Annotated in this window: 25 protein-coding genes; 17 read left to right on the forward strand and 8 right to left on the reverse strand. The window is 63.9% G+C overall.

The window, feature by feature from the left end; all coding sequences use genetic code 11:
• Positions 1–186 (forward strand): hypothetical protein (locus QCM77_RS30750; RefSeq protein WP_279686114.1); only part of this gene is annotated, 186 nt, incomplete at its 5' end.
• Between the two features lie 25 nt (positions 187–211).
• Here QCM77_RS30750 and QCM77_RS30755 read toward each other — a convergent pair.
• A complete protein-coding gene (locus QCM77_RS30755) occupies positions 212–337 on the reverse strand; it encodes a hypothetical protein (protein ID WP_279686115.1) in 126 nt (41 codons plus the stop codon).
• Between the two features lie 52 nt (positions 338–389).
• Positions 390–1526, reverse strand: coding sequence for an alpha-hydroxy acid oxidase (locus QCM77_RS30760; protein WP_279686116.1), 1137 nt, complete (start codon positions 1524–1526; stop codon positions 390–392).
• A gap of 133 nt (positions 1527–1659) precedes the next feature.
• On the opposite strand from QCM77_RS30760, the gene QCM77_RS30765 reads away from it, so the two are divergent.
• From QCM77_RS30765 to QCM77_RS30825, 13 genes are all read left to right on the forward strand, one after another.
• The gene (locus QCM77_RS30765; protein ID WP_279661396.1) at positions 1660–1827 is read left to right on the forward strand and encodes a hypothetical protein; all 168 of its coding nucleotides are present in this window, start codon (positions 1660–1662) and stop codon (positions 1825–1827) included.
• Positions 1828–2046: 219 nt separating this feature from the next.
• Positions 2047–3390 carry a phosphoglucosamine mutase gene (gene glmM / locus QCM77_RS30770; RefSeq protein WP_279661395.1) on the forward strand — a complete coding sequence of 448 codons (1344 nt, stop codon included), beginning with the start codon at positions 2047–2049 and terminating at the stop codon, positions 3388–3390.
• A 252-nt stretch (positions 3391–3642) separates the two neighbouring features.
• Complete coding sequence (locus QCM77_RS30775) at positions 3643–4890, forward strand: MFS transporter (RefSeq protein WP_279686117.1); 1248 nt, start codon at positions 3643–3645, stop codon at positions 4888–4890.
• 236 nt (positions 4891–5126) lie between these two features.
• Complete coding sequence (locus tag QCM77_RS30780) at positions 5127–5957, forward strand: outer membrane protein (protein ID WP_279661393.1); 831 nt, start codon at positions 5127–5129, stop codon at positions 5955–5957.
• Positions 5958–6125: 168 nt separating this feature from the next.
• On the forward strand, positions 6126–7013 hold the full coding sequence (locus QCM77_RS30785; RefSeq protein ID WP_279686118.1) for an outer membrane protein: 888 nt from the start codon (positions 6126–6128) through the stop codon (positions 7011–7013).
• Between the two features lie 75 nt (positions 7014–7088).
• The gene (locus QCM77_RS30790; RefSeq protein WP_279686119.1) at positions 7089–7679 is read left to right on the forward strand and encodes a glutathione S-transferase family protein; all 591 of its coding nucleotides are present in this window, start codon (positions 7089–7091) and stop codon (positions 7677–7679) included.
• A gap of 35 nt (positions 7680–7714) precedes the next feature.
• On the forward strand, positions 7715–8179 hold the full coding sequence (locus QCM77_RS30795) for a GNAT family N-acetyltransferase (protein WP_279686120.1): 465 nt from the start codon (positions 7715–7717) through the stop codon (positions 8177–8179).
• A 173-nt stretch (positions 8180–8352) separates the two neighbouring features.
• Positions 8353–8544 (forward strand): hypothetical protein, encoded by a 192-nt coding sequence (locus QCM77_RS30800; protein WP_279661389.1) that lies wholly within the window; start codon positions 8353–8355, stop codon positions 8542–8544.
• Positions 8545–8623: 79 nt separating this feature from the next.
• Entirely contained in the window at positions 8624–9796 is a 1173-nt protein-coding gene (locus tag QCM77_RS30805; protein WP_279686121.1) for a phosphoserine transaminase, read from the forward strand.
• A 208-nt stretch (positions 9797–10004) separates the two neighbouring features.
• A complete protein-coding gene (gene serA, locus QCM77_RS30810; protein WP_279661387.1) occupies positions 10005–11594 on the forward strand; it encodes a phosphoglycerate dehydrogenase in 1590 nt (529 codons plus the stop codon).
• Between the two features lie 174 nt (positions 11595–11768).
• A complete protein-coding gene (locus QCM77_RS30815) occupies positions 11769–12941 on the forward strand; it encodes a thiolase family protein (RefSeq protein ID WP_279686122.1) in 1173 nt (390 codons plus the stop codon).
• Positions 12942–13217: 276 nt separating this feature from the next.
• Complete coding sequence (locus tag QCM77_RS30820; protein ID WP_279686123.1) at positions 13218–14777, forward strand: FAD-dependent monooxygenase; 1560 nt, start codon at positions 13218–13220, stop codon at positions 14775–14777.
• 161 nt (positions 14778–14938) lie between these two features.
• Positions 14939–16912 carry a methyl-accepting chemotaxis protein gene (locus QCM77_RS30825; protein WP_279686124.1) on the forward strand — a complete coding sequence of 658 codons (1974 nt, stop codon included), beginning with the start codon at positions 14939–14941 and terminating at the stop codon, positions 16910–16912.
• Between the two features lie 36 nt (positions 16913–16948).
• Here QCM77_RS30825 and QCM77_RS30830 read toward each other — a convergent pair whose 3' ends face one another.
• Entirely contained in the window at positions 16949–17881 is a 933-nt protein-coding gene (locus QCM77_RS30830) for a LysR substrate-binding domain-containing protein (protein WP_279686125.1), read from the reverse strand.
• A 106-nt stretch (positions 17882–17987) separates the two neighbouring features.
• Between QCM77_RS30830 and QCM77_RS30835 the strand changes: the two genes are divergently transcribed.
• Positions 17988–19430, forward strand: coding sequence for an MFS transporter (locus QCM77_RS30835; protein WP_279686126.1), 1443 nt, complete (start codon positions 17988–17990; stop codon positions 19428–19430).
• Between the two features lie 150 nt (positions 19431–19580).
• Here the strand turns inward: QCM77_RS30835 and QCM77_RS30840 are convergent, their stop codons facing one another.
• The 3 genes from QCM77_RS30840 to QCM77_RS30850 all read right to left on the reverse strand — a co-directional run bounded on the left by QCM77_RS30840 (position 19581) and on the right by QCM77_RS30850 (position 20751).
• Positions 19581–20180 carry a hypothetical protein gene (locus QCM77_RS30840; protein ID WP_511337215.1) on the reverse strand — a complete coding sequence of 200 codons (600 nt, stop codon included), beginning with the start codon at positions 20178–20180 and terminating at the stop codon, positions 19581–19583.
• Positions 20132–20485 carry a hypothetical protein gene (locus QCM77_RS30845; RefSeq protein ID WP_279686127.1) on the reverse strand — a complete coding sequence of 118 codons (354 nt, stop codon included), beginning with the start codon at positions 20483–20485 and terminating at the stop codon, positions 20132–20134. Before QCM77_RS30845 ends, QCM77_RS30840 begins: the two co-directional genes overlap by 49 nt.
• Before the next feature lie 113 nt (positions 20486–20598).
• Entirely contained in the window at positions 20599–20751 is a 153-nt protein-coding gene (locus tag QCM77_RS30850; RefSeq protein WP_279686128.1) for a hypothetical protein, read from the reverse strand.
• Between QCM77_RS30850 and QCM77_RS30855 the strand changes: the two genes are divergently transcribed.
• Together QCM77_RS30855 and QCM77_RS30860 are read left to right on the forward strand one after the other, a co-directional pair.
• The gene (locus QCM77_RS30855; RefSeq protein WP_279661378.1) at positions 20738–21073 is read left to right on the forward strand and encodes a hypothetical protein; all 336 of its coding nucleotides are present in this window, start codon (positions 20738–20740) and stop codon (positions 21071–21073) included. The genes QCM77_RS30850 and QCM77_RS30855 overlap by 14 nt on opposite strands.
• 63 nt (positions 21074–21136) lie before the next feature.
• Positions 21137–22792, forward strand: coding sequence for a BTAD domain-containing putative transcriptional regulator (locus QCM77_RS30860; RefSeq protein WP_279661444.1), 1656 nt, complete (start codon positions 21137–21139; stop codon positions 22790–22792).
• Positions 22793–22795: 3 nt separating this feature from the next.
• On the opposite strand, the gene QCM77_RS30865 is transcribed toward QCM77_RS30860, so the two are convergent.
• Positions 22796–23254 (reverse strand): MAPEG family protein, encoded by a 459-nt coding sequence (locus QCM77_RS30865; RefSeq protein ID WP_279661377.1) that lies wholly within the window; start codon positions 23252–23254, stop codon positions 22796–22798.
• Between the two features lie 252 nt (positions 23255–23506).
• Positions 23507–26830 (reverse strand): PAS domain-containing protein, encoded by a 3324-nt coding sequence (locus tag QCM77_RS30870; RefSeq protein WP_279686129.1) that lies wholly within the window; start codon positions 26828–26830, stop codon positions 23507–23509.
• Between the last annotated feature and the right edge of the window lie 98 nt (positions 26831–26928).

Here is a 26928-nt window from a genome sequence, read left to right on the forward strand (position 1 = left end):
GTACGAAAACAGGCCGCCCTGGTCCTTAAACCTGCCGCGCATGATCGCCTCTGCCGATTCGAGATGGATAAAGTGAATCATCAAGCCCCCTCCGTGGCGAGGGGGTTCTTCAGCAGACTGCTAAAGCATGATCCGGAAAAGTGCGAAGCGGTTTTCCGAAAAGATCATGCTCAAACAACAACCTAAAGCGCGATGATAATTCATCCTGATCTCATCGCGCTTTAATGGTGAGCTGAGTATCCAACTCCGCATCGACCACGGGAGTCAGATAGACTTTCATTTTGGCGAACGGCGTGCCTTGCCCTTCACCCGGATTGCGCCGGACGATGCTTCGCATCGCCGGGGCAATCCGACCTCTCGCCGCAGAAGGGCGGGGAGAGGTTAGCGCCTCACACCGCAATGATATGATCGTCGATCTCGTCGATCCTGTTGACACCGCACAGGCCCATGGTGGTGAGCAGCTCCTTCTGGATGATGTCGATCGCCTTGGCGACGCCGGCCTGGCCACCGGCGCCCAGGCCATAGGCGTAGGCGCGGCCGATCATGCAGGACTTTGCGCCGAGCGCGAGCGCGCGCATCACGTCCTGGCCGGAGCGGATGCCGCCGTCGAACATGATCTCCATGTTGTCACCGACCGCGTCGGCGATCTCGGGCAGGACCTCAATCGATGATGGCGCGCCGTCGAGCTGACGGCCGCCATGGTTGGAGACCACGATCGCCTGCGCGCCGGTTTTCGCAGCGAGCTCGGCGTCCTCGACGTCGAGAATGCCCTTCAGGATCAGCTTGCCCGGCCAGATGCTGCGGATCCACTCGATGTCCTTCCAGTTCAGCGAGGTGTCGAACTGCGAGTTGATCCAGGTCGACAGCGACGTGATGTCGTCGCTGACCTTCAGATGACCGGCAAGATTGCCGAAGGTGCGGCGCTTGCCCTGGAGCACGCCCGACACCCAGGCCGGCTTGGTGGCAAAATCGATCAGCTTCGACAGCGACCATTCCGGCGGAACCGTCATGCCGTTCTTGATGTCCTGGTGGCGCTGTCCGATGACCTGAAGATCGACGGTCAGCACCAGCGCGGAGCATTTCGCCGCGATCGCGCGCTCGATCAGCGCCTTGATGAAGCCGCGGTCCTTCATCACGTAGAGCTGGAACCAGAACGGCTTCTCGACATTGGCCGCGATGTCCTCGATCGAGCAGATCGACATCGTCGACTGCGTGAACGGGATACCGGCGGCTTGCGCGGCGCGGCAGGCATGGATTTCGCCGTCGCCATGCTGCATGCCGAGCAGGCCCACAGGCGCGAGTATCAGCGGCATGGTCGAGGGCTCGCCGAGGATCGTGGTCGCGGTGTCGCGTTTGGAGACGTCGACCAGGATGCGCTGGCGGAACTTGATCGCCTGCATGTCGTCGCGGTTGGCGCGCAGCGTTTCCTCGGCGTAGGAGCCGCGGTCGCAATAGTCGAAGAACGCCTTCGGCACGCGGCGTTGATGCAGTGTGCGAAGATCGTCGATACAGGTGATGTGCTTCATGAACGTTTCCCCGGCCCGTCTTGCATCGGAAGGCTTGCATCGGAAGGCTTGCATCGGAAGGCTTGCATCGGAAGATCGAGGGGTCATCTACCATGGTTGGATGCACAGCCAAATCGTTTGAGAGGAGGGCGCCATGACCAAGCCGCGCGCCGGACCGACGCCGGAAGAGATCAAGGAGAAGCGTGATCTCGAGGAAGCGCTGGAAGAAGGTCTCGAAGAGACCTTTCCGGGCTCCGATCCTGTCAACGTCATCCAGCCGGCGCCGAGCCGGGGGGACGGCCATGTGAAGCGCTCTGGCTAGCGGCGGGTTCCTCGCTATTCCGGCACGTCCACAGGAAATATAATGCTAACAAGACGTTATCGGCGCCGAGCCGCGGCCGGTTCCGTAATGATTTATCATATTTTTTGAAGCCAAATTAGCCGCGATGGCTTTATAACACCTCAGCAAATCAGGGATGCGGGGCCCGTTCGGGCACCGGAGGTTGTATTGGGCATCCTTGGTTGTTGCGTGGGGGACGATATGAGCCGCAAATATTTCGGGACGGACGGGATCCGGGGCCGCGCCAACGGACTGATCACGCCGGAGCTCGCGCTCAAGGTCGGCCAGGCCGCAGGCCTTGCGTTTCAGCGCGGTGACCACCGCCACCGGGTCGTGATCGGCAAGGACACCCGCCTGTCCGGCTACATGATCGAATACGCGATGGTCGCGGGCTTCACCTCGGTCGGCATGGACGTGCTGCTGGTCGGCCCGATGCCGACGCCGGCGGTTGCGATGCTGACCAAGTCGATGCGCGCCGATCTCGGCGTGATGATCTCCGCCTCGCACAATCTGTTCGAGGACAACGGCATCAAGCTGTTCGGCCCGCAGGGCTTCAAGCTCTCCGACGACGTCGAGAAGCAGATCGAGCAGCTGCTCGACGAGCCCATCGACAAGCGGCTCGCACAGAGCGCCAGTCTCGGCCGTGCCCGCCGTATCGACGGCGTGCATGATCGCTACATCGAATTCGCCAAGCGCACGCTGCCGCGCGATCTGTCGCTCGACGGCCTGCGCGTCGTGGTCGATTGCGCCAATGGCGCCGCCTACAAGGTGGTGCCGGAAGCGCTGTGGGAGCTGGGAGCCGACGTGATTCCGATCGGCGTCGAGCCCGATGGCTTCAACATCAACAAGGAATGCGGCTCCACCTCGCCGGAAGCCTTGTCGAAGAAGGTTCGCGAGATGCGCGCCGACATCGGCATCGCACTCGACGGTGATGCCGATCGCGTCATCCTGGTCGACGAGCGCGGCCACATCGTCGACGGCGACCAGCTGCTCGCGGTGATCGCGCAGAGCTGGAAGGAAGACGGGCGGCTGTCGCGCCCCGGCATCGTCGCCACCGTGATGTCGAACCTCGGGCTCGAACGCTTCCTCAACGCGCAGGGGCTCGATCTCGTGCGCACGCCGGTCGGCGACCGCTATGTGCTCGAGCAGATGCTGAACGGCGGCTACAATCTCGGCGGCGAGCAATCCGGCCACATCATCCTGTCCGACTACGCCACCACCGGCGACGGCTTCGTTGCCGCATTGCAGGTGTTGGCGGTGGTGCAGAAGCTGCGCCGGCCGGTGTCGGAAGTCTGCCACCGCTTCGATCCGCTGCCGCAGATCCTGAAGAACGTCCGTCACAAGGGCGGCAAGCCGCTCGACGATTCCGACGTCAAATCGGCGATCTCCGACGGCGAGAAGCGGCTCAACGGCCACGGCCGCCTGCTGATCCGCTCCTCCGGCACCGAGCCGGTGATCCGCGTCATGGGCGAGGGCGAGGACCGCAGCCTGATCGAGGACGTCGTCGATACCATCGTCTCGGCGCTCGGGCAGGCAGCGGCCTGAGCTTGCAGCCATCCTTCGAGACGCCCGCCTTTGGCGGGCCCTCAGGATGAGGTCTTGCTTCGCGGCGAAATCTTGAACCCTCATGGTGAGGAGCCCGCCAAAGGCAGGCGTCTCGAACCATGCAGGCCGCGCCGCTCGCAGCAAAAGCGACACTCGCGCATCCCAGCTATCGACGATTGGCGGTGGTTAGGCCGTCGCTTGCATCGTAATTAGCGGATCGCGGCAATCTGCCGCGCCTGCCGGGATGTACCATTGAACAAGCCAGTCGTCGTCTCCGAGGAAACGCTAACCGAGCCCGTCGTCGTCAACGACGTCGCGCCCGCCACCGCAGCCGCAGGGCCGGCCTATGTGGTGCTTGCCGGCATCAGCTTCTCGCACTTCCTCAACGACACCATGCAGTCGCTGATCGCTTCCGTGTATCCGATCCTGAAGGACACTTACGCGCTCGACTTCGCGCAGATCGGCATGATCACGCTGGCGTTCCAGTTCACGGCCTCGCTGCTCCAGCCGGTGGTCGGCCACTACACCGACAAGAAGGCGCAGCCCTATTCGCTGGCGATCGGCATGGCCTCGACCTTCTTCGGTCTCCTGCTGCTCAGCGCCGCCCACCAATATCTCGTCATCCTCGTCGCCGCCGCGCTGGTCGGTCTCGGCTCGGCGGTGTTTCACCCGGAGTCGGCGCGCATTGCGCGGCTCGCCTCCGGCGGCCGCTACGGTTTTGCGCAATCGGTGTTCCAGCTCGGCGGCAGTTTTGGCACCTCGATGGGGCCGGTATTGGCCGCGCTGATCGTGGTTCCGTTCGGGCAGGGCAGCATCGCCTGGTTTTCCTCGATCGCGTTCCTCGCGATCCTCATCCTCTGGCGCATCGGCCGCTGGTACGAACCGCAGATCAAGGCGAAGAAGACGGTTGCGATCGAGGCCCATCCCGACGCGCCGGGCTCACGTCGCGTCGTCGTTGCACTCCTCGTGCTGGTCGCGCTGCTGTTCTCGAAGCAGCTCTACGTATCGAGCCTGTCGAGCTACTACATCTTCTATCTGATCGACCGCTTTGGCGTGTCGACGCAGGCGGCGCAGATGTATCTCTTCATTTTCCTCGCGGCGAACGCGGTCGGCGCTTTTCTCGGCGGTCCCTTGGGCGATCGCTTCGGCCGCAAGATCGTGATCTGGATCTCGATCCTCGGCGCGCTGCCGTTCACGCTGGCGCTGCCCTATGCCGGGCTCTATGCGAGCGCGGTGCTCTCGGTGATCATCGGCCTGATCATCTCCTCGACGACGTCGTCGATCATCGTGTTCGCGCAGGAGCTGGTGCCGCATCGCTTCGGCATGATCTCCGGCGTGTTCTTCGGTGTCGCCTTCGGTATCGGCGGCCTGGGCGCCGCCGTGCTCGGCAAGCTCGCCGACCACACCTCGATCGAATTCGTCTACCAGGTCTGCGCCTATCTGCCGGCGATCGGCCTGCTTGCGGTGTTCCTGCCCAAGCTGCCGCGGCACATCCGTTAACGCATCCTCTCTTGCCGCAACGCGGCTTCATACATCGTTAGGAAATGCGGCGAAGGTGTCGCATTTGGCGCTGCATTTTTGCAACGCTCGCGCGGTGCGCGCGTGTACAGTTAGAAAAAATCAACCTTAAAAATTAGGGTTAAGTGGCGCTTAAACATTTGGTGCCATCGTCCGGGCCGTGAGTTTCCAGAACGTGGGGCGCCGTATTTGCCTCACCGGCCAAAAGGACGAAGCCAATGCGTAGCGTTAAGTCTCTCCTTGCCGCGGGTGCGGCAACCCTGATCTCGTCGATGGCATTCGCCGCCGATATGCCGATCGCGGCGCCCCCTCCGATGTACGCCCCGCCGGCCCCGCCCGCCGACTTCGGCGGCTGGTATCTGCGCGGTGACGTCGGCATGACCAACCAGAGCGCCAAGCGGATCGACGCCGCCCTGCCGGCTGGGTACACGAAGTCGACGGAGGGACTGGGCTTCGACTCGTCGCCGCTGTTCGACCTCGGCGTCGGCTATCGCTTCAACAACTGGTTTCGTGCGGACGTGATCGGCCAGTACCGCGGCAAAGCCAATCTGCACGGCAGCGACAACGTCGTTGGACCTGGCTTCGTCGGCGTCAACAATTACGCCGGCAGCAAGTCCGAGTGGGTCGTGATGGCCAACGCCTACGTCGACCTCGGCACCTGGTGGTGCATCACTCCGTTCATCGGTGCCGGTGTCGGCGGCTCCTACAACAAGATCAGCGGCTTCCGCGACGACGGCGTGTCATACAGCCCGTTGCTGAACAACAGCGTCGCCTACTTCGCCGACAACGGGAAGTGGAATTTGGCCTGGGCAGCTCATGCCGGTCTTGCCTACAAGGTCAATCCCGGGTTCACCGTCGAACTGGCCTACAGCTACATGAACCTCGGCGATGCGGCGCCCGGCAACTTCCGCTTGTTCGACAACAGCGGCTCTGGCCCGACGTCGATCAAGATCAAGGAGCTCACCTCGCACGACGTCAAGCTCGGCGTGCGCTGGGATCTCAACAGCCCGCCGGCCTACATGCCGCCGCCGCTCGTCACCAAGGGCTGATCGTCAGCCTCATCGGTTAAACTCTCTTAACGGCGCGGGATCATCCCGCGCCGTTTTGCTTTGAGTATTTTTCATGGCGTGCGGCGATGAAAGCCTCCGGCGCAACCATTGGTTAAGGTTAACGAGCCATGATCACGGGCGAAAGTTCGAGTTCGATGGAGCGTTGCGATGCGTGGGCTTTGGTTGGCGGCGGCGATGTTGGGGACGGTGTCTGCCGCGCACGCGGCCGACATGCCGGATCTGCCAATCCTGCGCGGCGGCTTCACCGACGGCCTGTCGAAGACCAGCCACAACTGGGACGGCTTTTACGTCGGCGGCGATGCCGGCTACACCTCCAATGCGACCGATTTTACCCAGAGCGTGGTCGGCCTGACCAATTTCATCTTTCGCGACAGCGTGCTTCAGCAGCCGACCTCGACGTGGTCGCTCATGAACAAGACCACCACGCAGAGCACCAATTTCGGCGCCTTCGTCGGCCGCAACTGGCAATGGTACGATGCCGTTCTCGGTCTCGAGGGCACCTACAGCTACTTCAACAACCTCTCCACGCAGACGAGCGGCTCCAACTCGCTGCTGATCGTCAACCCGCCCGGCGACACTCCGCCTGCAGGCGTCACCGACAATTATGGTGTGACGCTGACCGGCACAGCCGCGGCGAAGGTCAAGGACATGATCTCGCTCCGCGGTCGCGTGGGTTGGGACGGCGGCGATTTCATGCCTTATGCCTTCATGGGTGCTGCCGTCGGCCGAATGGATGTCTCGCGCACGGTGACGAGCACCGTGACCCTGCGCCAGGATATTACGACGACGGACGCCTTCGGCAACACAACCACCACGATCGGCGCGACGCACCCCGTTCCGGCGCAATCCCAGACGCAGACCCAGCACCGGACCAACAACTTCGTTGTCGGCTGGACCGCGGGTCTCGGACTGGAATATTGCCTGTGGCAAGGGCTGTTCGCGCGCGTTGAATATGAATATGTGAGATTTTCTCCCGTCATGAACACGTCGGTGACGCTGAACAACGCGCGCGTCGGGCTCGGCTACAAGTTCTGACGCGACCTCGATCCGCCGCGGTTGACAGCTTCCTTCCGTCCTGATGCTCTGTCGCTGGACGCGCGGGGGGCAGCGATGCGGATCTACGGCGATACCAATTCCGGAAATTGTCTGAAGGTGAAGTGGGTCTGCGACAAGCTCGCGGTGCCATACCGATGGATCGAGATCGACACCCGCAAGGGCGAGACGCGCACGCCGCAATTCCTCGAGATGAATGCTGCCGGCCAGGTGCCCACCGTCGCCTTCGACGATGGTCGCACGCTGGCGCAGTCCAATGCCATCATCCGCTATCTCGCTCGCGACAGTGCGCTCGTTCCGGGCGATGCCTTCACTGCCGCCAAGATGGACGAATGGCTGTTCTGGGAACAATACAGCCACGAGCCCTATATCGCGGTGTGCCGCTTCCAGCTCGTCTATCTCGGCAAGGATGCCTCCGAGCTCGATCCTGAAAAGGTCAAGCGCGGCTATGCGGCGCTCGACCGCATGGAGCAGCATCTCGCCGGCAGCCGCTTCCTCGCCGGCGATGTGGTTTCGCTCGCCGACGTCTCGCTGCTCGCCTATACCCGCGTTGCGCATGAAGGCGGCTTCGATCTCGGCCGCTTTGCTGCCGTCCGCCGCTGGATCGCCGAAGCCGAGGCCTTTCTCGGCCTTCCCAAGGCGCGTTGAGGCGCGTTGAGGCGCGCTGAGGCAGGAGTAACGCAATGAGCGCCGTATCCGTCTCCATTCGTCCCGCGCGCCGCGAGGATGTTGCTGCGATCGTGGCGATGCTCGCCGACGATCGTCTCGGGAGCGCACGCGAGCGCGTGGAAGATCCGTTGCCTGCGTCCTATTACGAGGCATTCTCGCGGGTCGAGCGCGATCAAAATCTCCAGCTCGTGGTTGCCGAGAGCGAGGGCAGGGTGGTCGGCTGCCTGCAACTCGCGATCCTGCCTGGTCTGAGTTCGCAAGGCGGTATGCGCGGTCTGCTCGAAGACGTCCGCGTTGCTTCCGATCGCCGTAGCCGCGGCATCGGCGAGCAATTGGTGCAATGGGCGGTGACGGAAGCGAAAGCGCGCGGCTGCAATCTGGTCGAACTGCTGACGCATGCGAGCCGAACAGATGCGCAGCGCTTCTACAAGCGGCTCGGATTTGCATCGAGCCACGTCGGCATGACTGTCCGTTTTTGAGGCAGCGCGCCGCGAGCGTTGCGCGATCAGCGAAATCGGATCGCGCGTTGGTTCGTATTAAGAGCTGATAAACTACCCAGCCGTCGTTCACGTGGACCCAGGAACGAACGGTGCTACGCGAGCGTCTGAAACCGGGCTCGGTCGGTTCGGGGATTTCGATGAAAAGCTATTCGATGATCAAGGTCGGCAACGACTACGTTGTGCAGGCCAATGACAAATGCATCTTGAAAGTCGGCAGCCGCCGCCGTGCCGCGCAATTGATCAGCGATGCCACGGACTTGCTGAACGCGCTTGCCGTGGTCGAAGCCCCTGATATCGCACCGGAGGCGCCATCACTCGCGCGTGAGGCCCCGGAACTTCCTTGACGACTCTTCCCGTTTCCCGTATCAGCCGCGGCGGGACACCTCCCCCCAACGGGAGGCTTACTATCTGGAAGGGTAGATTATGATTGTAGCGAAGCCCGTTTCGCGGCCCAACGTGCCGCATTTCTCCTCCGGTCCCTGCGCCAAGCGCCCCGGCTGGAACGCCCAAAATCTCAAGGACGCAGCGCTCGGCCGTTCGCATCGCGCGAAGGTCGGCAAGACCAAGCTCAAGCTCGCGATCGATTTGACGCGCGAAGTGCTTGAAGTGCCCGCCGATTATCGCATCGGCATCGTGCCGGCGTCCGATACCGGCGCGGTCGAAATGGCGTTGTGGTCGCTGCTCGGGGCAAAGCCCGTCACCACGCTCGCCTGGGAATCCTTCGGCGAGGGCTGGGTCAGCGACATCGTCAAGGAATTGAAGCTCAAGGACGTCACCAAGCTCAACGCGGCTTACGGTGAAATCCCCGACCTCTCCAAGGTCGATCAGAACAGCGACGTCGTCTTCACCTGGAACGGCACCACCTCCGGCGTGCGCGTCCCGAATGCCGACTGGATCAGCGCGACCCGCGAAGGCCTGACCATCTGCGACGCCACCTCGGCCGCGTTCGCGCAAGCCCTCGACTGGACCAAGCTCGACGTCGTCACCTTCTCCTGGCAGAAGGCGCTCGGCGGCGAGGCCGCGCACGGCATGCTGGTCCTGTCGCCCCGCGCTGTCGAACGGCTCGAGACCTACAAGCCGGCCTGGCCGTTGCCGAAGATTTTCCGCATGACCAAGGGCGGCAAGATCAACGAAGGCATCTTCGTCGGCGAGACCATCAACACGCCGTCGATGCTCTGCGTCGAGGATTATCTCGACGCGCTGAACTGGGCCAAGTCGATCGGCGGCCTGAAGGCGCTGATCGCGCGCGCCGACGCCAACACCAAGGTGCTCGCCGACTGGAAGGCGAAGACGCCCTGGATCGACTTCCTCGCCAAGGACGCCGCGATCCGCTCCAACACCTCGGTGTGCCTGAAGTTCACCGATCCCGCGCTCACCTCGCTCTCCGAGGACGCGCAGGCCGAGTTCAGCAAGAAGCTGGTCGCGCTGGTCGAGAAGGAAGGCGCCGGCTACGACTTCGCCTATTACCGCGACGCGCCCGCAGGCCTGCGCATCTGGTGCGGCGCGACCGTCGAGGCCAGGGATGTCGAGCTGCTGACCCAGTGGATCGACTGGGCCTTCGCCGAGACCAAGGCCGCGCTCGCCAAGGCGGCGTAAGTTTCTTTCTTAACCTCTCCCCGTTCTTACGGGGAGAGGTCGGATTGCGCAGCAATCCGGGTGAGGGGCTCTCTCCGCTACCTTCGCCCGTGGCTGCCCCTCACCCCGACCCTCTCCCCGTAAGAACGGGGAGAGGGAGAAGTGACCAGAGACTTCACCACATCAGCCCAGTGGCCCGCCCTTGTTGCGGGGCGAAGGAAACATCCCCATGACCAAGCCCAAAGTTCTCATTTCCGACGCGCTCTCTCCCGCCGCCGTTCAGATCTTCAAGGACCGCGGCGTCGAGGTCGACTTCCAGCCCAACCTCGGCAAGGACAAGGACAAGCTCGCCGAGATCATCGGCAATTACGACGGCCTTGCGATTCGCTCGGCGACCAAGGCGACCGCGAAGATCCTCGAGAAGGCGACCAACCTCAAGGTGATCGGCCGCGCCGGCATCGGCGTTGACAATGTCGAGATTCCCGCCGCCACGGCCAAGGGCATCATCGTGATGAACACGCCGTTCGGCAATTCAATCACGACCGCCGAGCACGCCATCACCCTGATGCTGGCGCTGGCACGCGAGATTCCGCAGGCGGACGCTTCGACCCAGGCCGGCAAGTGGGAGAAGAACCGCTTCATGGGCGTCGAGATCACCGGCAAGGTGCTCGGCGTCGTCGGCTGCGGCAACATCGGCTCGATCGTCGCCGACCGCGCGCTCGGCTTGCGCATGAAGGTCGTCGCGTTCGATCCGTTCCTGTCGCCGGAGCGCGCCAAGGACATCGGCGTCGAGAAAGTCGAGCTCGATGACCTCTTGAAGCGTGCTGACTTCATCACGCTGCACACCCCGCTCACCGAGAAGACCAGGAACATCATCGACGCAGCCGCGATCGCCAAGATGAAGAAGGGCGTGCGCCTGATCAACTGCGCCCGCGGCGGCCTGGTCGACGAGCAGGCAGTGGTCGACGCTTTGAACTCCAAGCACATCGCGGGCGCCGCCTTCGACGTCTTCGTCGAGGAGCCCGCCAATGCGAACGTGCTGTTCGGCCATCCCAACGTGATCTGCACGCCGCATCTCGGCGCCTCCACCACCGAAGCGCAGGAGAACGTCGCGCTCCAGGTCGCCGAGCAGATGTCGGACTATCTGCTGACCGGGGCGATCTCGAACGCCGTCAACTTCCCCTCGATCACCGCGGAAGAGGCGCCGAAGCTGAAGCCGTTCATCGCGCTCGCCGAGAAGCTCGGCTCGTTTGCCGGCCAGCTCACCGAGACCGGCATCCTCAAGGTCGAGATCACCTATGAAGGCCACGTCGCCGAGATGAAGATCAAGGCGATCACCTCTGCGGTATTGTCGGGCCTGCTGCGGCCGATGCTGGGCGAGGTCAACGTCGTGTCCGCGCCCGTCGTCGCCAAGGAGCGCGGCATGGTGGTCGACGAGATCGTTCGCGCCGCCCAGAGCGACTATGAGAGCCTGATCACCGTGACGGTCGCGACCGAACGCCAGGAGCGCTCGGTCTCCGGCACCGTCTACCACGACGGCAAGCCGCGCCTCGTCGATATCAAGGGCATCCGCGTCGACGCCGAGTTCGGCAAGTCGATGATCTACGTCACCAACGAGGACAAGCCGGGCTTCATCGGCAAGTTCGCAGGGCTTCTCGGCGACGCCAAGATCAACATCGCGACCTTCCATCTCGGCCGTGTCGAGCAGGGCGGCGATGCCATCGCACTGGTCGAAGTCGACGGCGCGGTTCCAGCCGACCTGCTCGCCAAGGTGCAGGCCCTGCCGCAGGTCAAGCAGGTCAAGGCGCTGACGTTCTGACACGCCGACATATTCCGACCAGCGGAACAACGCCGCCCTCTCGCGAGGGCGGCGTTTTGTTTGCCCCCGCGCGGCGCCATATTTTCCCCGCCGCCTGCAAACTTTGTGTACCAATGGCGCCGAGAATACCTCGACCGACGCTCCGTTCAAAATCGTTCGAAAAGGGAGAAAACAATGCGTGAAGCCGTCATCGTTTCCTATGCGCGCACGGGCCTCGCAAAATCCGGCCGCGGCGGGTTCAACGTCACGCCGCCGATGTCGCTCGCGGCCCACGCCATTCACCACGCGGTCGACCGCGCCGGCGTCGAGAAGGACTATGTCGAGGATTGCTATCTCGGCAATTGCGCCCATGGCGCGCCGAACATCGGCCGCCAGGCCGCGCTGCTCGCCGGCCTGCCGACGACCACCGCCGGCGTCTCGGTGAACCGCTTCTGCTCCTCGGGCCTGCAGACCATCGCGATGGCCGCCAACTCGATCCGCTCCGACGGCGCCGATTGCATTGTCGCCGGCGGCGTCGAGAGCATCTCGATCCCGGGCGGCGGCTCGCCGAAGGAATCGATCGACCCGGAACTGCTCAAGGTCGCCCCAGATATCTTCATGGCGATGATCGACACCGCCGACATCGTCGCCGAGCGCTACAAGCTTAGCCGCGAATACCAGGACGAGTTCTCGCTGGAATCGCAGCGCCGCATGGCGGCGTCCCAGCAGGCGGGCAAGTACAAGGACGAGATCGTCCCGATGAAGACGAAGATGAAGGTCGTCGACAAGCAGACCAAAGCGGAATCGATCGTCGATTACGTCGTCGATCGCGACGAGTGCAATCGCCCCGAGACCACGCTGGAAGGCCTCGCCAAGCTCGAGCCGGTGAAGGGCCCCGGCAAGTCCGTCACCGCGGGCAATGCCAGCCAGCTCTCCGACGGCGCTGCTGCCGTGGTGCTGATGGAAGCCAAGGACGCCGAGAAGCGCGGCCTGAAGCCGCTCGGCCGCTTTGTCGCCTGGGCGACCGCCGGCTGCGAGCCCGACGAGATGGGCATCGGCCCGGTTTTCGCGATCCCGAAGCTGCTCAAGCGCACCGGCCTGAAGATCGACGACATCGATCTCTGGGAGCTCAACGAGGCCTTCGCCAGCCAGTGCCTCTATTCGCGCGACAAGCTCGGCATCGATCCCGCCAAGTACAACGTCAACGGCGGCTCGATCGCGATCGGCCATCCCTTCGGCATGACCGGCGCGCGTCTCACCGGCCACCTGCTCCAGGAAGGCGCCCGCCGCAAGGCCAAGTGGGGTGTCGTGACGATGTGCATCGGCGGCGGCCAGGGCGGCGCCGGCTTGTTCGAGATCTACAGCTGAGATCAAGCGACATGAATGCGAAAGGCACGGCGCCGCAAGCGCCGTGCCTTTTTCATTGCGCGTCGATTGTCACGAAACTATATTGCTTGTGTCGGAAAAGGCAGACTTGGTCTGGTAAGCCCAAGTCCTTTCGGTAACGAAAGCTCTGGTCTTTGGCCTTGTGCACGAGATCCCCACGACGAACATCGGACGCCGCCCAGGCGCCCCATCGTTCGTCCGTGTGATTCTCGAAGCTTTGGGAACGCTCCGGTCGAACATCGACCACAGGAGCGTCTCATGCAAACTCAATCATCGAATCTGCAATCCTCGATTCCATACGACGTCGTCATTGCCGGTGCCGGCCCCGTTGGCCTGTTTCTCGCGTGCGAGTTGCGATGCGCTGGTCTCCAGGTCCTGCTGCTGGAGCAATCTCAAGACCCGCATTCAGCCCTGAAGCGACTCCCGTTCGGCCTGCGCGGCCTTTCGATCCCCACACGCGAGGCGTTTCACCGGCGTGGCTTGCTGGAGGATATCGTGGCCGCGCAGCACCTTGCCCCAGGCGCTATCAAGACCGCTGCCCATTGGATGCAGCAGACGCGACGGCCCGCAGGTCATTTCGCCGGCATCCAATTCTATCAGGACAACATTGATGACGCGAAGTGGTCCTGGCGTCTGCCAACGCCGGCCGATGCCGGCATCGCGGTCGATATGGAAACTCTTGAATCCGTTCTGGCCGCGCGCGCATGCCGCTTGGGCGTGGAGATCAGGCGCGGCTTCGCCGTCGATGCTGTTGCCGCTTCGGACCAAGACGTGATGGTGCAGGCGGCCGGCGAGACCTTCCGCGGACGCTGGCTTGTCGGTTGCGACGGCGGTCGCAGCACGGTGCGCAAGATCAGCGGCTTCGACTTCGTCGGCACCGACCCCGAATTCACAGGCTATTCCGCCGAAGTCGAGCTGGCCGATCCGGACAAGCTTCGCCGGGGCCGCAACTACACGTCGACAGGCATGTATACCTATACGCAGCCCGGAACGATCGCGATGGTCGATTTCGACGCTGGCGCTTTCCACCGGACCGAGCCGATCACACGCGAGCAGGTGCAGAAGGTCTTGCGTGGTGTCTCCTGCACGGACGTCACCATAACGGCCCTTCGGCTTGCCGCGACCTGGACGGATCGGGCCCATCAGGCAACGACATATCGCAAGGGACGCGTGCTCCTGGCCGGCGACGCCGCCCACATCCACTCGCCGCTCGGCGGCCAAGGCCTCAATCTCGGTCTCGGCGATGCGATGAACCTGGGCTGGAAGCTGACTGCTGCGATCCGCGGAGATGCACACGCCGATCTCCTCGACACCTATTCGCGCGAGCGACATCCAGTCGGCGCGCAGGTCCTCGACTGGTCCCGCGCGCAGGTGGCGATCATGCGGCCGACGCCGAGCACGCGCGCGCTTCAGGCCATCATGCGCGATCTGATCGAGACCCGGGACGGTGCGACCTATTTCGCCGAGCGCGTGCGCGGCGTTTCGCTCCGCTACGATCTCAGCGGCAGCCATCCGCTTGTGGGCCGCAGTGTTCCCGATTTCGAGTTGCTGGACGGAACGACGGTCGGAGAACGCCTCAGGACGGCGAGAGGGATATTGCTGGACTTCGACGCTCGCGCACCGCTTCAAGCGCTTGCAAGCCGCTGGAGTGGCCGGATCGATTATGTCGCGGGTGACGCCAGGGATCGGCTGGGCGTGGACGCCGTGCTGGTGCGCCCCGATGGCTTCGTCGCCTGGGCCAGTGACGACGCACGCGACTATGAAGACGCCGCTCAGGTTGCGTCGCGATGGTTCGGCGAACCCGCACGGCGCGAATAGCGTCGTGTCATGTGATGAAGCCGTCGTTGTGCACGCTGCCGTGCATACGCGCGAGCATCGTGACGAAGCACACGTATTAATACGTGCCCGCAAATTAACGGAAGCTTTTACGCATTGGCGCTTGATGAGCAGCATCAATCACAACCGGCTTCGCGATCAAGATGCGGCTCCTCTCCCTTCGTCTCACGCACAAGATCACTGCGATCGGTGTCATCGGCGTCTTCGGTGTCGTCCTGATCGGCGGCATTCATCTCTATGGCGAGCGGGCGATGGGCGTCTATCGCGACGCGGCCGAGGATGCACGCACCGTCTTCGAGCTGAACAGCGCGATCGCAGTCGAGCTGCTCGAGGCGCGGCGCGCCGAGAAGGACTTCCTCCTGCGCAGTGATGCCGCCAAGGCCCAGCGCCAGGGCGAAATCGGTAGGCAAGTGGCACTCGATATCGAGAAGCTTCGCGGCAGGATTGCAGCCCTCGGCAAGCCGGAGCTGGTCGCGAGGATCGACGCGATGAACGCATCGCTCAAAACCTATCAGGCGCGTTTCGCCGCGGTGGTCGAGGAAAGGCAGCGGCTCGGCCTCGACGAGAAGTCCGGTCTTGAAGGGCGTCTGCGCGCCTCCGTCCACGACATCGAGGCAAGAGTCGACCAGCTCAATGACGCGCCGCTCAAGGTCGTGATGCTCATGATGCGCCGGCACGAGAAGGACTTCATGCTGCGCCGTGACGCCAGATACGGCGATGACATGAAGAAGTGGGCGGTGGAATTCGTGGCGGGCGTTGACGGCGCTGCCATTTCCGACAACGCGAAGGCCGAGCTGCGCCAGAAGCTCGCGGACTACCAGCGCGATTTCACCGGTTGGATGGAGACCGCGCTGAAGCTGGCGGCTGAGCTGAAGTCGATGTCGGAAGCCTTCTCGTCGGTCGAGCCCGTCATCGAGCAGGTGTCGAGGTCGGTCGACCAGATTCGCGTCGAGGCCGACCGGTTGAACGAGGTCGAGCGCGCCAGCATCCAGTTCTGGATTGCTGTTGCGATCGCGCTGATCGCGTCCGGCGTGCTCGGCCTCGGTGCCTTCATCGGGCGCTCGGTCTCGAAACCGCTCGGCGCGATGCGGGCGGCGATGATCGAGCTGGCCAAGGGCAATTTCGCGATCGTCCTTCCGGGGCTCGGCCGTCCCGACGAGATCGGCGAGATCGCGCTAGCCGTCGAGACGTTCAAGATCAATGCGGAGCAGAAGGCGCGCGAGGAGGCGGAAGAGAAGATCAGGCAGGACAAGCTCGCCGCCGAGCGCCGCCGCGCCGACATGATCAGGATGGCCGACGATTTCGAAGGCGCAATCGGCGAGATCGTCGAGACCGTGTCGTCGGCCGCGACCGAGCTGGAGGCTTCGGCAACGTCGCTGACGACGACCGCCGGCCGGTCGAGCGAGCTTGCCACTTTGGTCGAAGCTGCGTCGGAAGAGGCCGCCACGAACGTGCAGTCGGTGGCCTCCGCAGCCGAAGAGTTGACGGCGTCCGTCAACGAGATCAGCCGCCAGGTGCAGGCTTCCGCGCGCATGGCCGGCGAGGCCGTCAATCAGGCCGGGCAGACCAACGACCGCGTCAGCGAATTGTCGAAAGCGGCTGCGCGCATCGGCGACGTGGTCGAGCTCATCAACGCCATCGCGGGCCAGACCAATCTGCTGGCGCTGAACGCGACCATCGAGGCCGCCCGCGCGGGCGAGGCCGGGCGCGGATTCGCCGTGGTGGCCTCCGAGGTCAAGGCGCTGGCCGAGCAGACCGCGAAGGCGACCGGCGATATCGGTCAGCAGATTTCGAGCATCCAGGTTGCCACCCAGGACTCGGTCGGCGCGATCAAGACCATCGGCGCCACGATCGAACGCCTGTCCGAAATCTCGTCCACCATCGCGGCCGCGGTGGAAGAGCAGGGCGCCGCGACCAGCGAGATCTCGCGCAACGTCCAGAACGCGGCGGCCGGCACCACCCAGGTGAGCGCCAACATCAGCAGCGTGCGCCAGGGCGCGACCGAGACCGGTTCGGCCTCCTCGCAGGTGCTCTCCGCGGCGCAATCGCTGTCGAACGACAGCAGCCGCCTCAAGCTCGAGGTCAGCAAGTTCCTGGACACGGTGCGCGCGGCGTGATCGCGCGCGGCTCGCGACAGCAAGACGTATCCTGGACTAGGCAGCCGAAATATTCTTCACGGTCGTCTCGGCTTGCTCGGCGAGCCAGTTCACGAACAATTCGACACTGCGGTCGCCGATCAGATCGGCTGGCCACTGCGCAACCTGAATTTTCGTGCACTCGACCGTGGGGTAATTGGCGAGTGCGGACATGAGGCGTCCAGACGAAACCGCATCTGCGACCAGAAGTGAGCGCCCAAGTGTCACGCCGGCCCCCTCGGCCGCAGCTGACATGCACATTCCCATGTCGTCCAGCGTCAGGCTGCCGGCGGCGGCGCCCGATTTCGGCAATCCCAGGCGTCTGAACCAAGAGGGCCAGCCCCAGTCGCCGGTCGCGTTGTCGCCTTTGTGGATGAGCGGCAGGGCCAGCAGGCCGTCGGGGTCCGCCACGGGACGCCGCCGGGGCAACAGGTGCGGCGCGCAGACGGGAAAAATCCGTTCCCAAAACAGCGGCAATTGAGTCGACGTCCGCCGTGCGTCTTCGCTCGCGTTCCAGACAATTCGCACGTCGAGCGGCCGCCTTGAGCTGTCCCCTGTCTCCAGCGGTTTGAGATCAACGTTGATCGACGGATATCGCGCCGTAAAGTCTGGCAGGCGGCGGACGAGCCACCATGTTGCCAACGCCGAGCTCGCGCCCACACGCAGCGTCGTTCGGTTCGAGCGCCGCCGAACCTGAGCATCCAGTGCACCAAGCGCGTCGAGTGCTGCCGCAAGCTCTTGCCTAAGCTGCGCGCCGGCGGGTGTTATCCCGATCCCTGGATTCTGACGCTGCAACAATTCGACCCCGAAATGGTCCTCCAGCTTTCGGATCTGATGGCTGACCGCACTCTGTGTGACGCCCAGCTCCGCCGCGGCGCGTGTGAATGAACCATGGCGGGTGACAGCGTCGAACGCGACGAGGGGTGCGAAGGGTGGCAAGCGGCGTGGCATCTCGATCTCCTCAAGCCATGATACAGATTCATGAGCTTTTGAGGAACCATCATTCGACCAGAGCCTGTGGCCCGGCCATCCATGCACCATGGAGGCCGAAACGATCATGCTCGATAAACCCCAGCAGAACGACGATGAAACGCAGAGCGCCAGTTGGCCTGCCGACGATGGTCGTCGCGGCAATCGCATGTCGCTGGAAACGGCGACGCTGCTTGCGGCCTGCTTGAGCGGCTCTCTGTTTCAAGTCGACCTGACGGCTCTGGCGGCGGCCTTACCCGACATTGGCCGCGACCTCGGTGCCGCTTCGGCACGAGCGGCCTGGGCCATCGACGTCTACAGCCTTGCTTTGATCTTCTGTTTGCCGATTGCAGGTAGCCTTGCCGACAGATACGGACGCGTTCAAATGTTCACTTGGGGTGCGGGGCTGTTTGGCCTGGCCTCTCTGCTGTGTGCGTGCGCGAGCACGTTCGACGCTCTGCTGACATTCCGCACATTGCAAGGGGTCGCCGGTGCCTGCATCACCAGCACCTCGTCTGCGCTCCTTGCCGGTGCCTACGAGGGGCCTCGGCGCGCGCGGGCGTTTGGACTTTGGGGCACGATCGTCGGTGCCTCGATGGTTGCTGGCCCGCCGCTCGGATCGCTCCTGGCCGATACGATCGGGTGGCGCTGGATTTTTTGGATCAACTTGCCGCTTTGTGCAGTCTTGGTCGTTCTGGTGCTGTGCAGAATTGGCAACGGGCTCGACCAGCAGCGTTCGAGCGCCAAGGTGGATTGGCTCGGTGCCAGCCTGCTTGCGATCACGTCGGCGGTGCTCGCGTTTATGTTGCTGGAAGCGCCCGCGCTCGGCGGCATCGCGTCGGCGACGTTCCTGACGGGACTCGCCGCTTCGGGGATTGTGTTGCTTTTGTTCGTTTGGGTGGAACACCGGCACCCCAACCCGGCGTTCGATCTCAAGCTGTTCGGATCTCGGCAGTTCATCGCGATGTGCCTCGTCCCGATCGCGGGATCGACCGGATTCTGGTCGCTGCTCGTCTACGTGCCGCAATTGGCGCGCGGACCATTGGGTCTCAGCCTGCTCGAGGCGGGTTGGCTCCTGGTCGCGCTCACATTGCCGATGATGGTGTTGCCGCGCTATGGAGCGGCTTTGACGACCCGCATCCCGTCACGGTCGTTCTTCTGTGGCGGTCTCGCGCTTATCGGCATGGCTGACCTGGTGCTTGGCGCGATCTCTGGCGCTCGTGCGGGGCCGGGCACGCTGGCCGTGACCGTCATTGCGTTGCTGGTCAGCGGATCAGGCTGTGCCGTGATCAACGCTCAGATCACCGCCGTCGCCGTGTCGGCGGTTCCAGGCGATCGTGCGGCGACCGCATCAGCCATCTGCGTCACGATGCGCCAAATCGGTTTCAGCTTCGGGATCGCGCTTCTGGGCGCGGCCCTGCAGCTCAGCCCGACTGGCGACTATCTCGCCGCCTTCATCGTTGCAGGCGCATCGACCCTCGCCCTGACCGCCATCGTCTATTGGCTCATGGACGGGAAACGGGCGGCGTAGCGGCGCGCGCCCTGCCTTTTTGTTTGATGGCTAGATCGGGGCGTGTACCCATGAAGTTCCGGGGTACCTGATGCCTGCATTGCCGGCGACGGCGAAGCGGTCATTGCCTGACTTCGCATCTGGGCCAGAAGCTGCCTTACGTTTTTTGGATCACTGGTTTTGCGGGATGAAACGGCTGAAGGTAGGTAGTCTAAGACAAAGCTTGATGATGAGAGGAAGCGCGAGGACCGGGATGACGCACGCAGCGACATAGCCCTCCGCGACAGATGGTAGACCGAAGCTGGCAGCTGCCCAGACGAGCGTGACGTTACGGTTTCCGCTCACGAGACCGATGGTTCCGGCGGTTTGCCACCCCAGTCTCGCGAACGTCACGGTAGCGAGTACGCACAGGCCAAAATTCAAGACGATTGCCGCGGCGAGCATCACGTCGAAACGCAGAGCGTTGCTGGTCCATTGTGCCCGTATGCCTTGTGAGGTGGCAAGCCCGACGATGACCAGCCCGATAACGGCGATTCCGGTGGCGGCGCTTTGATCGGGCAGAACGGGAATCAGATGACGATGAAACCTTATGGCCAGAAAGGCCACGAAGCCTGCTGCGCCGATGATGCTGAAGAGCCGGATCGCCAGCCCGCCCATGTCGAACGCAATTCCAAGTCCGAGAACCGTGGCAAAACACGGAATCGAGATCGGCGTGAGCATGGTCAGCGCGATGGAAACGAGTAGCGCGAGACGTGGTCGCAAACCGAGCATTCCCGCAATCGCGGCGGCGCTTCCGACCGGCGGCGCCAGAAGCGAGAGCAGAACGCCGGCCCGCAGCGCAGGATCAAGCGGAACAAGGGACAGCAGAAGCGCAGCAGCCAAAGGAGCGCCAGGCCGACCCAGGCAAGCACCAGCCCCAACAGCGGCAGGCGAATGCTGGCTTCCGAGGGAGCGAGACCGGCAGTCAGAAATGAGCCCAGTGTCAGAAGAAATGCCGAAAAAGGCAAAAGATCGTAGCCGAGGTGAGCGAAGGGAGTGATCACCAGCCCCGCGCAAAGCGAGATCACCAAAAGCATCGGTCCTTGTCCGCCAAGCGTGGACAATATCCGGCCAACGTACATATCGGCTCCTCATTTGCAGCGCATCGACAAGATGCTTGTTCGGATTGCGGCCATAGCGGCCGCGAAGCTCAGAAGAGTCCGGCGCTTAAATCCAGCCCATAGGTCCGCGACAGCACGAACACAAAGGCGCACGCTGCGCATAACAAGAGGGCGTGTCTCGCCACGTCGGCGCTGGTGATCGAGAGCACCGTGCGGGAAATCGCGCACATGACTGCCGTCATATCGTCTCCTGACCTTTCAAATCCAAAGAACTGGCCGCGTCAGCTGCGCGAGATCGGTCAATGCGACCTCCTGCTTGATGGCTGTTGTGATGTTGGCGTGCGATCAGTCGCGTCCGAAAAGAAGCGGTGCGACTGGTGCCGATTGCGAGGCGGCCTTGAGTGTCGGGTGTGCAAAGGAAGTCAACGCCGCGTCGAATCCGGCGAGGACCACGAACAGGCTGACGACGACGATGATGAGGTGATGCGCGCGCATGTCGGCTCGGCGGATGAAATTGCTCTGCGTCGATCAACCAACCGGCATCTCGTCGCGAATACGATCTGAACCCACCGTCGTCAGCACGGCCGCTATTCGATCGTCATTTCGGCGTTAATATTGTGCGCAAAATTGGCAATTCGTGTAGGGTGTATACCTGCAGGCACGTGTGCTGGGCGCCTCGTTGATGACATAGGCGTCAACGAGGAGGGCTGGGGCGAGTGGCTGGCCGGCGAACGCGAGCGGTTATCGGAGTTGGCTGTTGGCGCGATGGTGGCGCTCGGCGAGCATGAACTGTCCGAGGGGCGTGTCGGCCAGGCCCTTCTCGCCGGCCAGCGTGCCAATGCGCTCAATAGCATGCGCGAGGATGCGCACCGCCTGATCATGCGTGCGTTGTCCACGGCTGGCCGCAACGCCGAAGCACTCAAATATTATCAGGCCGTCGTTACCCTGCTGAAGCAAGAGCTTGGCACCGCGCCCGATGTGGCAACCAACTCGCTGGCTTCGGAACTGCGCAAGGTCCAGGAGCAGAAGATCTCTCTGGCGGCAGCGGAGATCGCGGCAGAACTTCCGCGTCAAGCGGAGCGCATGATCGGCAACGACAAGCCCACCGTGGCGGTGCTTCCGTTCCGGAACATGGGCGGCGATTCCGAACAGGAATACTTCGCGGACGGCGTCACTGCAGACATCATCACCGCTCTATCGCGCTTTCGCGAGCTGGTGGTGATTGCAGCCGGGTCGAGCTTTGCCCTTCGGGATAAGGGAATGACGAGCCAGCAGATTGCCCGGCAGCTCGGGGTCCACTACGTCCTGAGCGGCCATATACGCAAAGCGGGTAGCCGCATGCGCGTGTCGGCCGAGCTGACTCATGTCGGCAGCGAAGCTCAAGTCTGGTCCAATCGCTATGACCGCTCCCTCGTCGACATCTTCGACCTGCAGGATGACGTCAGCTGCGGCGTTGCTGCAGTCGTCGATCCCGTCGTTCGTAGCGCCGAGATCGAGCGCGCACGCCGCAAACCGCCAACTGATCTTTCGGCCTATGATCTATATTTGCGTGGCCTTCACCATTTATGGGGCGGCACCCGTGAAGGCGTCATCAAGGCCATCGACCTGCTTCGGCAGTCTCTGAACCTCGATCAGGAACGAACGGCGACGCTGGCGGCGCTAGCCTGGGGACTCGTCATGGCTCCGCCGCTCGGCGCCGGCCCGTCTCCGGATGCCACGGCCGAGGCGCTCGGTCTGGCGCGCCGCGCCGTCGAGCAGGATGGCGGGGACGCTTTCGCCCACGCGGTATATGGCTTCACGCTCTTTGGGCCGGCCGGCGACAACGATCAGGGGCGTATTCACGCCAGCGAAGCCGCAAGGCTCAATCCGAGTTCGGCCTTCGCATGGGGTGTGCTCGGAATGATCGACAGCATGGGCGGCGATTATGCGAACGCCGTCGTATGCCTGCATCGGTCTCTCGTCCTTAGTCCCGACGACAGGATGCTGCATCTGTGGATGACAGGATTGACCGCGTCCTACTTTGCCCTCGGGCAGTACGAGGAGGGTATTGCCTGGGCACGCAAGTCGGTTCGGCACAATCCGAGCAATGGCACCGGCCATCGTATGTTGGCGGCCAGTCTGGTCGGTGCCGGCCGCGTGGAAGAAGCCCGCGAGGTCACTCGGATTCGCGATGCAGCACAAAAAACCACGATCCGCGATCTGCGCGCCATGCGCTTTTTCGAGCAACACGAGGCGCTTGAACGCTATCTTTCCGCCCCGCAGGTAGCCGGCGTGGCCGACTGAGCCTCAAGCGCCGAGTGCAACGAGAAGCGTGCGAACGCTCATGAAGACCAGGATGAGCGAGCCGACGGTCCAGAGAATAGCGCGAATGTCGTGAATTTGCCCGGTAAGATAGGCAAGAAAATGCAGCAGGCGTGAGGCAACGTAGCCGTAGAGCAGCCATTGCGCGAGAAGCAGCGACGGTTGTGTGAGAATATAAAGAAAGCCCGCGACGAGGAAATAGGGAAGGTTCTCGAGATCATTCATCTGGATCCGGCGGATCCGCTCGACATCTTCGTTAGGAAGAAGCTGCGCTGGATCGGGCGCGGGATTCAGTGGCGTCTTCTTGATGTCCTCCGGCGAACGGTAGCCGCCCTGGACTTTCACCATCCTGAACACGGTTAGCCAGGACATCGCCACGGCCTTCAGGATTATCAGGCTCGCGGCAACGACATAGGTGGCGAAAAGGGGGTCGCGAAGATTCATTCCGTCCAATTTGGCTGCCGGCTGACCTTTGCCATACTACATGCTCGACCGCGTTGCGCCAGTACGTAAGGGGCGTGTGTAGAAGCAGACCGGGTGAAGACCGTCATTGCGGCCATCCTTCGAGACGCCCGCTTTTGGCGGGCTCCTCAGGACGAGGACTTGTTTCGCGGCGAAATCTCAGACCCTCATGGTGAGGAGCGCCGCCTTACGGCGCGTCTCGAACCATGAAGGCCGAACTCGTTCCGCCGCCGCCTACGCCTTCGCCAGCGCCGGTGTGAACACCAGTTCGATCAGCGTGCCGGAATGGCCCGCGCTCTTGATGTTGAACCGGGCGCGGTTGGCTTCGACCAGGGCCTTGGTCAGTGACAGGCTCAGCGCCGAATTGTCCTCGGCATCGCCGGGCGGCGGGGTGCGGAACGGCTCCATCGCGGCGGCGACTTCGCGCTCGGTGAGGCCATGGCCGGTGTCGCGGATGCGAAGTGCGACCTCGCCGCGGTCGGTGAGCGCGGTCGAGACGATGACCTGGCCGCCGGCGCTGGCAAGCCGGATCGAGTTCGAGATCAAGTTCATCGTGATCTGCCGCATCGCGCGCGCATCGACGCTCACCTGCGGCAGCGCATGGCCGAGCGAGGTGCGGATGATGATGCGCTCGCGATTGGCCTGCGGCTGCATCACGACCACGCAGGCCTCGACCAGATCGTTGAGGTTGAGGTTGGCGAAGTTGAGGTCGAGCTTGCCGGTCTCGATCCGCGACAGCTCGAGCAGATCGTCGATGATGGCGATGACGCGCTCGCCGGAGGCGCGGATGTCCTTCATGTACTCGCCGTAGCGTTCGTTGCCGAGCGTGCCGAAGCGCTCGGAGATCATCACCTCGGCAAAGCCGATGATGGCGTTGAGCGGCGTGCGGATCTCGTGGCTGATCCGCGCCAGCATGTCGGCCTTGGCATTCGCCGCGCCGTCGACGAGGCGGCGGGCCTGCGTCAGCTCGCTCTCGCCCTGCTTGCTCTGCGAGAGGTCGCGGAACACGGCGAAGAAATTCGGGCCGTCGGGCCTGGTGCGGCCCATGATCATCGCGAGCGGAATGACGCCGCCCTTCTTCTCGCGTCCCAGCACCTCGCGGCCGTGGTCGAGCAGGCTCGCGATGTCCTGGCTCTTGAGGCTTACGAGATAGTCGGCGACGATTTGCTGGCTCTCCGGCGCGAACAGCGTCACCAGATTCTGCTGCATCAGCGTCTCGCCGTCATAGCCGAACAGCGCTTCGGCGCTGCGGTTGCAGGCGTGGATGTTGCCTTCGGCATCGAACATGACGATGCCCTCGGCCGTGGTGTCGAGGATCGCGGCGAGATCTTCCGCGTCCGCATCGCCGGCGTCGGGCTCGAGCGCGGTGAAGGACTCGGGGACAATAGTCTCGGCGACGACGGTCTCCGCGACAACGGGCGCTGCAACGGCAGTTACAGCTTGCGGCAGTGCGCAGATCAGCGCCTGCGCGCTCTCGCCGTCCCAGTCGATCGTGTGCAGATGTGCTTCAGTCGTCGGCAGCGGCTCTTCGCCATTGGCGAGCGTCGCGCTGATCGTGACAGGCGTGCCGCCCTGCGACGTGCTGCTGGCCGCGGACACGCCCGGCTCGACATAGAGCGCGTCGAGCCCGCCGGCGTTCTCCAGTGCGTTCAGGCCGGCATGGCCCATGCGCGCGAGGAAGGCGGGGTTGGCGTAGAGCAGGCGGTCGAGCCGATAGATCAAGATGCCCGTCGGCAGCAGGTCGAGCAGCGCGCGGTCGCGCATGCTGTGGCCGTGCGCGGGCGGCGCGGGTTCGCTCAGCCATTCGGCCGGCGCGTGTGGTGCCTCAGGCGCCGGCGTCGGCGGTTCGGGCGTGATCTCGGCGGCCGGCGGCTCGGACGATGCCGCGATCGTTTCCCTGTCGCGTTCGAGGCGCTCGGACAATTGCCGGGCCAGCTCGTTGAACGCGCTGTTCTCGATCGGCGTCAGCGTCGGCGATCTCGTGTCCCCGGGCGCTCGGAACGGCAGGACATTGGGAGGCGTTTCCACTGGCGTTTCCGGATCGGTTGGGTGTGAATTCGCTGCGGTGATGGGTTCGGACAGTTCAGCTTCAGGCTCTGGCTCAGGCGGCTCGATCGGCGGAGGTGGCGCCTCCGGTTCGGGCTCCGGCTCGACCACATCGGCGGACGGGCCTTGCGGTGCCGGCGGTTCGACCAGCAGCTCGAAACGCCTGAGCGCCTCGAGCCGGTTGAGGCCGTCGAGATCGCGGCAGACGCCAAAACCCCTGAAGCCCGCGAAGTTGCGTTCGCGGTCGTAGACCGGAAGCCCCGCGAGCTCGACCGGCAGATGCTCGCCGCCGTCGGCCGGCCAGTTCACGGTGATCCCCGCCCAGGTGTCCTGGCTGGCAAGCGCCTGCGCCACGCGGCTTTCAGGGTCGAGCGAGAACTCTTCGGCGATCTCGCGCCATCGGCGGTCGAAGCCGGCGGCCGTGCGCGGACCGATCAGGCGGATGAACTCGCTGGTTGCGAGCACAAAGCGGCCCTCTGCATCCATCTGCCAGAGGAAGCGCAGTGGATGCTGACGCGGTACCGGCGGCTCTTGGTGGCCCGACGGCGACTCGACCATGCCGATAGTGATCGGCGCGGGCTGCGGCGGCACAATGGCTTCGGGCAGGTTTTCAACCGGAGTCTTCGGCGCGATGTCGGCGGTCGCGGCGGGCGCGTCCTGCTCCGTTTGTTGTGCCGGTGCTTGGACGGTCTCCTCGACCGGATCAGTGAAGGCGTCGAACAATGCGAGTTCGGCCGGCGCGTCCTGCGATGGCGGCGGCTCGCCTGGCATCTCCGGGGCCTGTTGCGCGGACTCAAGCGGCGCCTCGCCTGCTGGGTCCGGCGTGCTCTCGGTCGCGGACGGCGTGGGCGCTGCCTGCTGCGCGGCAGGCTCGATCAGCGCGACCAGGCCGACATCCGCGCCGCTGCCGACCCGCTGCAGCACCATCTGGCCGATGCCGATCGGCATCTCGGCGCGGCCCTGGCGAAGCGCATCGCTGCGCGCCCGGTCGAGGCCGGCTTCGCCGAGATCGCGGAAGCCGAGCAGGGTGCGGGCCGTTTCGCTGGCGCCGACGAACAGGCCGTCGGGTGCGAACGCCGCCATCGGCACCCTGGCGCCATCGACGAGACGAAGCAGGCGTTCGACCAGCGGCATGGTGCGTAAGCCGGGGTCCATCGCGGTGACGAGCACAGCGCGGCCACCATCGGCGAAGTCGAGCCGCGCGCAGGCGCAGGTCATCAGCGAGCCGAGCCGGGCGCCGAAGCCGCGCAGCCGTTCGAGCCGGACGGCGCCGTTCGCCGGCAGCCGGCCGGCAAGCCGGACGATCTGGCGGCGATGGCTGTCCGCCGGGCCGAAGGTCTTGTCCGCGAGGGCGGTGGCGTTGGCCGCGCCAAACAGTCTTGCGCCGACCGGATTGGCCCAGAGCACGCGCGTGCCGTCGATCGACCAGAGCCAGGCGGGCAGCGGGGAGGTCGCGTGCACGGCCAGCCGGGGATCGCCCACGCCTCGCAACTGGAAATCCGAACTATTCATCCGACCGGCTTCGCGTCTCGCTGTCACGCATCAATGTACGAGCTGCCGGGAATGGCAGCCTTAAGAAAGGGTTAGTATCGCCCGCAGGCGCGGGCAGG

The sequence above is a fragment of the Bradyrhizobium nivariense genome, from assembly GCF_029846695.2.
GTDB lineage: Bacteria > Pseudomonadota > Alphaproteobacteria > Rhizobiales > Xanthobacteraceae > Bradyrhizobium.

Bases quoted from the DNA above. Each gene is read 5' to 3' on its own strand.
- QCM77_RS30755 (WP_279686115.1), bottom strand. From the start codon at position 337: ATGCGAAGCATCGTCCGGCGCAATCCGGGTGAAGGGCAAGGCACGCCG.
- QCM77_RS30760 (WP_279686116.1), bottom strand. From the start codon at position 1,526: ATGAAGCACATCACCTGTATCGACGATCTTCGCACACTGCATCAACGC.
- QCM77_RS30765 (WP_279661396.1), top strand. From the start codon at position 1,660: ATGACCAAGCCGCGCGCCGGACCGACGCCGGAAGAGATCAAGGAGAAG.
- glmM (WP_279661395.1), top strand. From the start codon at position 2,047: ATGAGCCGCAAATATTTCGGGACGGACGGGATCCGGGGCCGCGCCAAC.
- QCM77_RS30780 (WP_279661393.1), top strand. From the start codon at position 5,127: ATGCGTAGCGTTAAGTCTCTCCTTGCCGCGGGTGCGGCAACCCTGATC.
- QCM77_RS30785 (WP_279686118.1), top strand. From the start codon at position 6,126: ATGCGTGGGCTTTGGTTGGCGGCGGCGATGTTGGGGACGGTGTCTGCC.
- QCM77_RS30790 (WP_279686119.1), top strand. From the start codon at position 7,089: ATGCGGATCTACGGCGATACCAATTCCGGAAATTGTCTGAAGGTGAAG.
- QCM77_RS30795 (WP_279686120.1), top strand. From the start codon at position 7,715: ATGAGCGCCGTATCCGTCTCCATTCGTCCCGCGCGCCGCGAGGATGTT.
- QCM77_RS30800 (WP_279661389.1), top strand. From the start codon at position 8,353: ATGATCAAGGTCGGCAACGACTACGTTGTGCAGGCCAATGACAAATGC.
- QCM77_RS30805 (WP_279686121.1), top strand. From the start codon at position 8,624: ATGATTGTAGCGAAGCCCGTTTCGCGGCCCAACGTGCCGCATTTCTCC.
- serA (WP_279661387.1), top strand. From the start codon at position 10,005: ATGACCAAGCCCAAAGTTCTCATTTCCGACGCGCTCTCTCCCGCCGCC.
- QCM77_RS30815 (WP_279686122.1), top strand. From the start codon at position 11,769: ATGCGTGAAGCCGTCATCGTTTCCTATGCGCGCACGGGCCTCGCAAAA.
- QCM77_RS30820 (WP_279686123.1), top strand. From the start codon at position 13,218: ATGCAAACTCAATCATCGAATCTGCAATCCTCGATTCCATACGACGTC.
- QCM77_RS30825 (WP_279686124.1), top strand. From the start codon at position 14,939: ATGCGGCTCCTCTCCCTTCGTCTCACGCACAAGATCACTGCGATCGGT.
- QCM77_RS30830 (WP_279686125.1), bottom strand. From the start codon at position 17,881: ATGCCACGCCGCTTGCCACCCTTCGCACCCCTCGTCGCGTTCGACGCT.
- QCM77_RS30835 (WP_279686126.1), top strand. From the start codon at position 17,988: ATGCTCGATAAACCCCAGCAGAACGACGATGAAACGCAGAGCGCCAGT.
- QCM77_RS30840 (WP_511337215.1), bottom strand. From the start codon at position 20,180: ATGCTCGGTTTGCGACCACGTCTCGCGCTACTCGTTTCCATCGCGCTG.
- QCM77_RS30845 (WP_279686127.1), bottom strand. From the start codon at position 20,485: ATGCTTTTGGTGATCTCGCTTTGCGCGGGGCTGGTGATCACTCCCTTC.
- QCM77_RS30855 (WP_279661378.1), top strand. From the start codon at position 20,738: ATGACTGCCGTCATATCGTCTCCTGACCTTTCAAATCCAAAGAACTGG.
- QCM77_RS30850 (WP_279686128.1), bottom strand. From the start codon at position 20,751: ATGACGGCAGTCATGTGCGCGATTTCCCGCACGGTGCTCTCGATCACC.
- QCM77_RS30865 (WP_279661377.1), bottom strand. From the start codon at position 23,254: ATGAATCTTCGCGACCCCCTTTTCGCCACCTATGTCGTTGCCGCGAGC.
- QCM77_RS30870 (WP_279686129.1), bottom strand. From the start codon at position 26,830: ATGAATAGTTCGGATTTCCAGTTGCGAGGCGTGGGCGATCCCCGGCTG.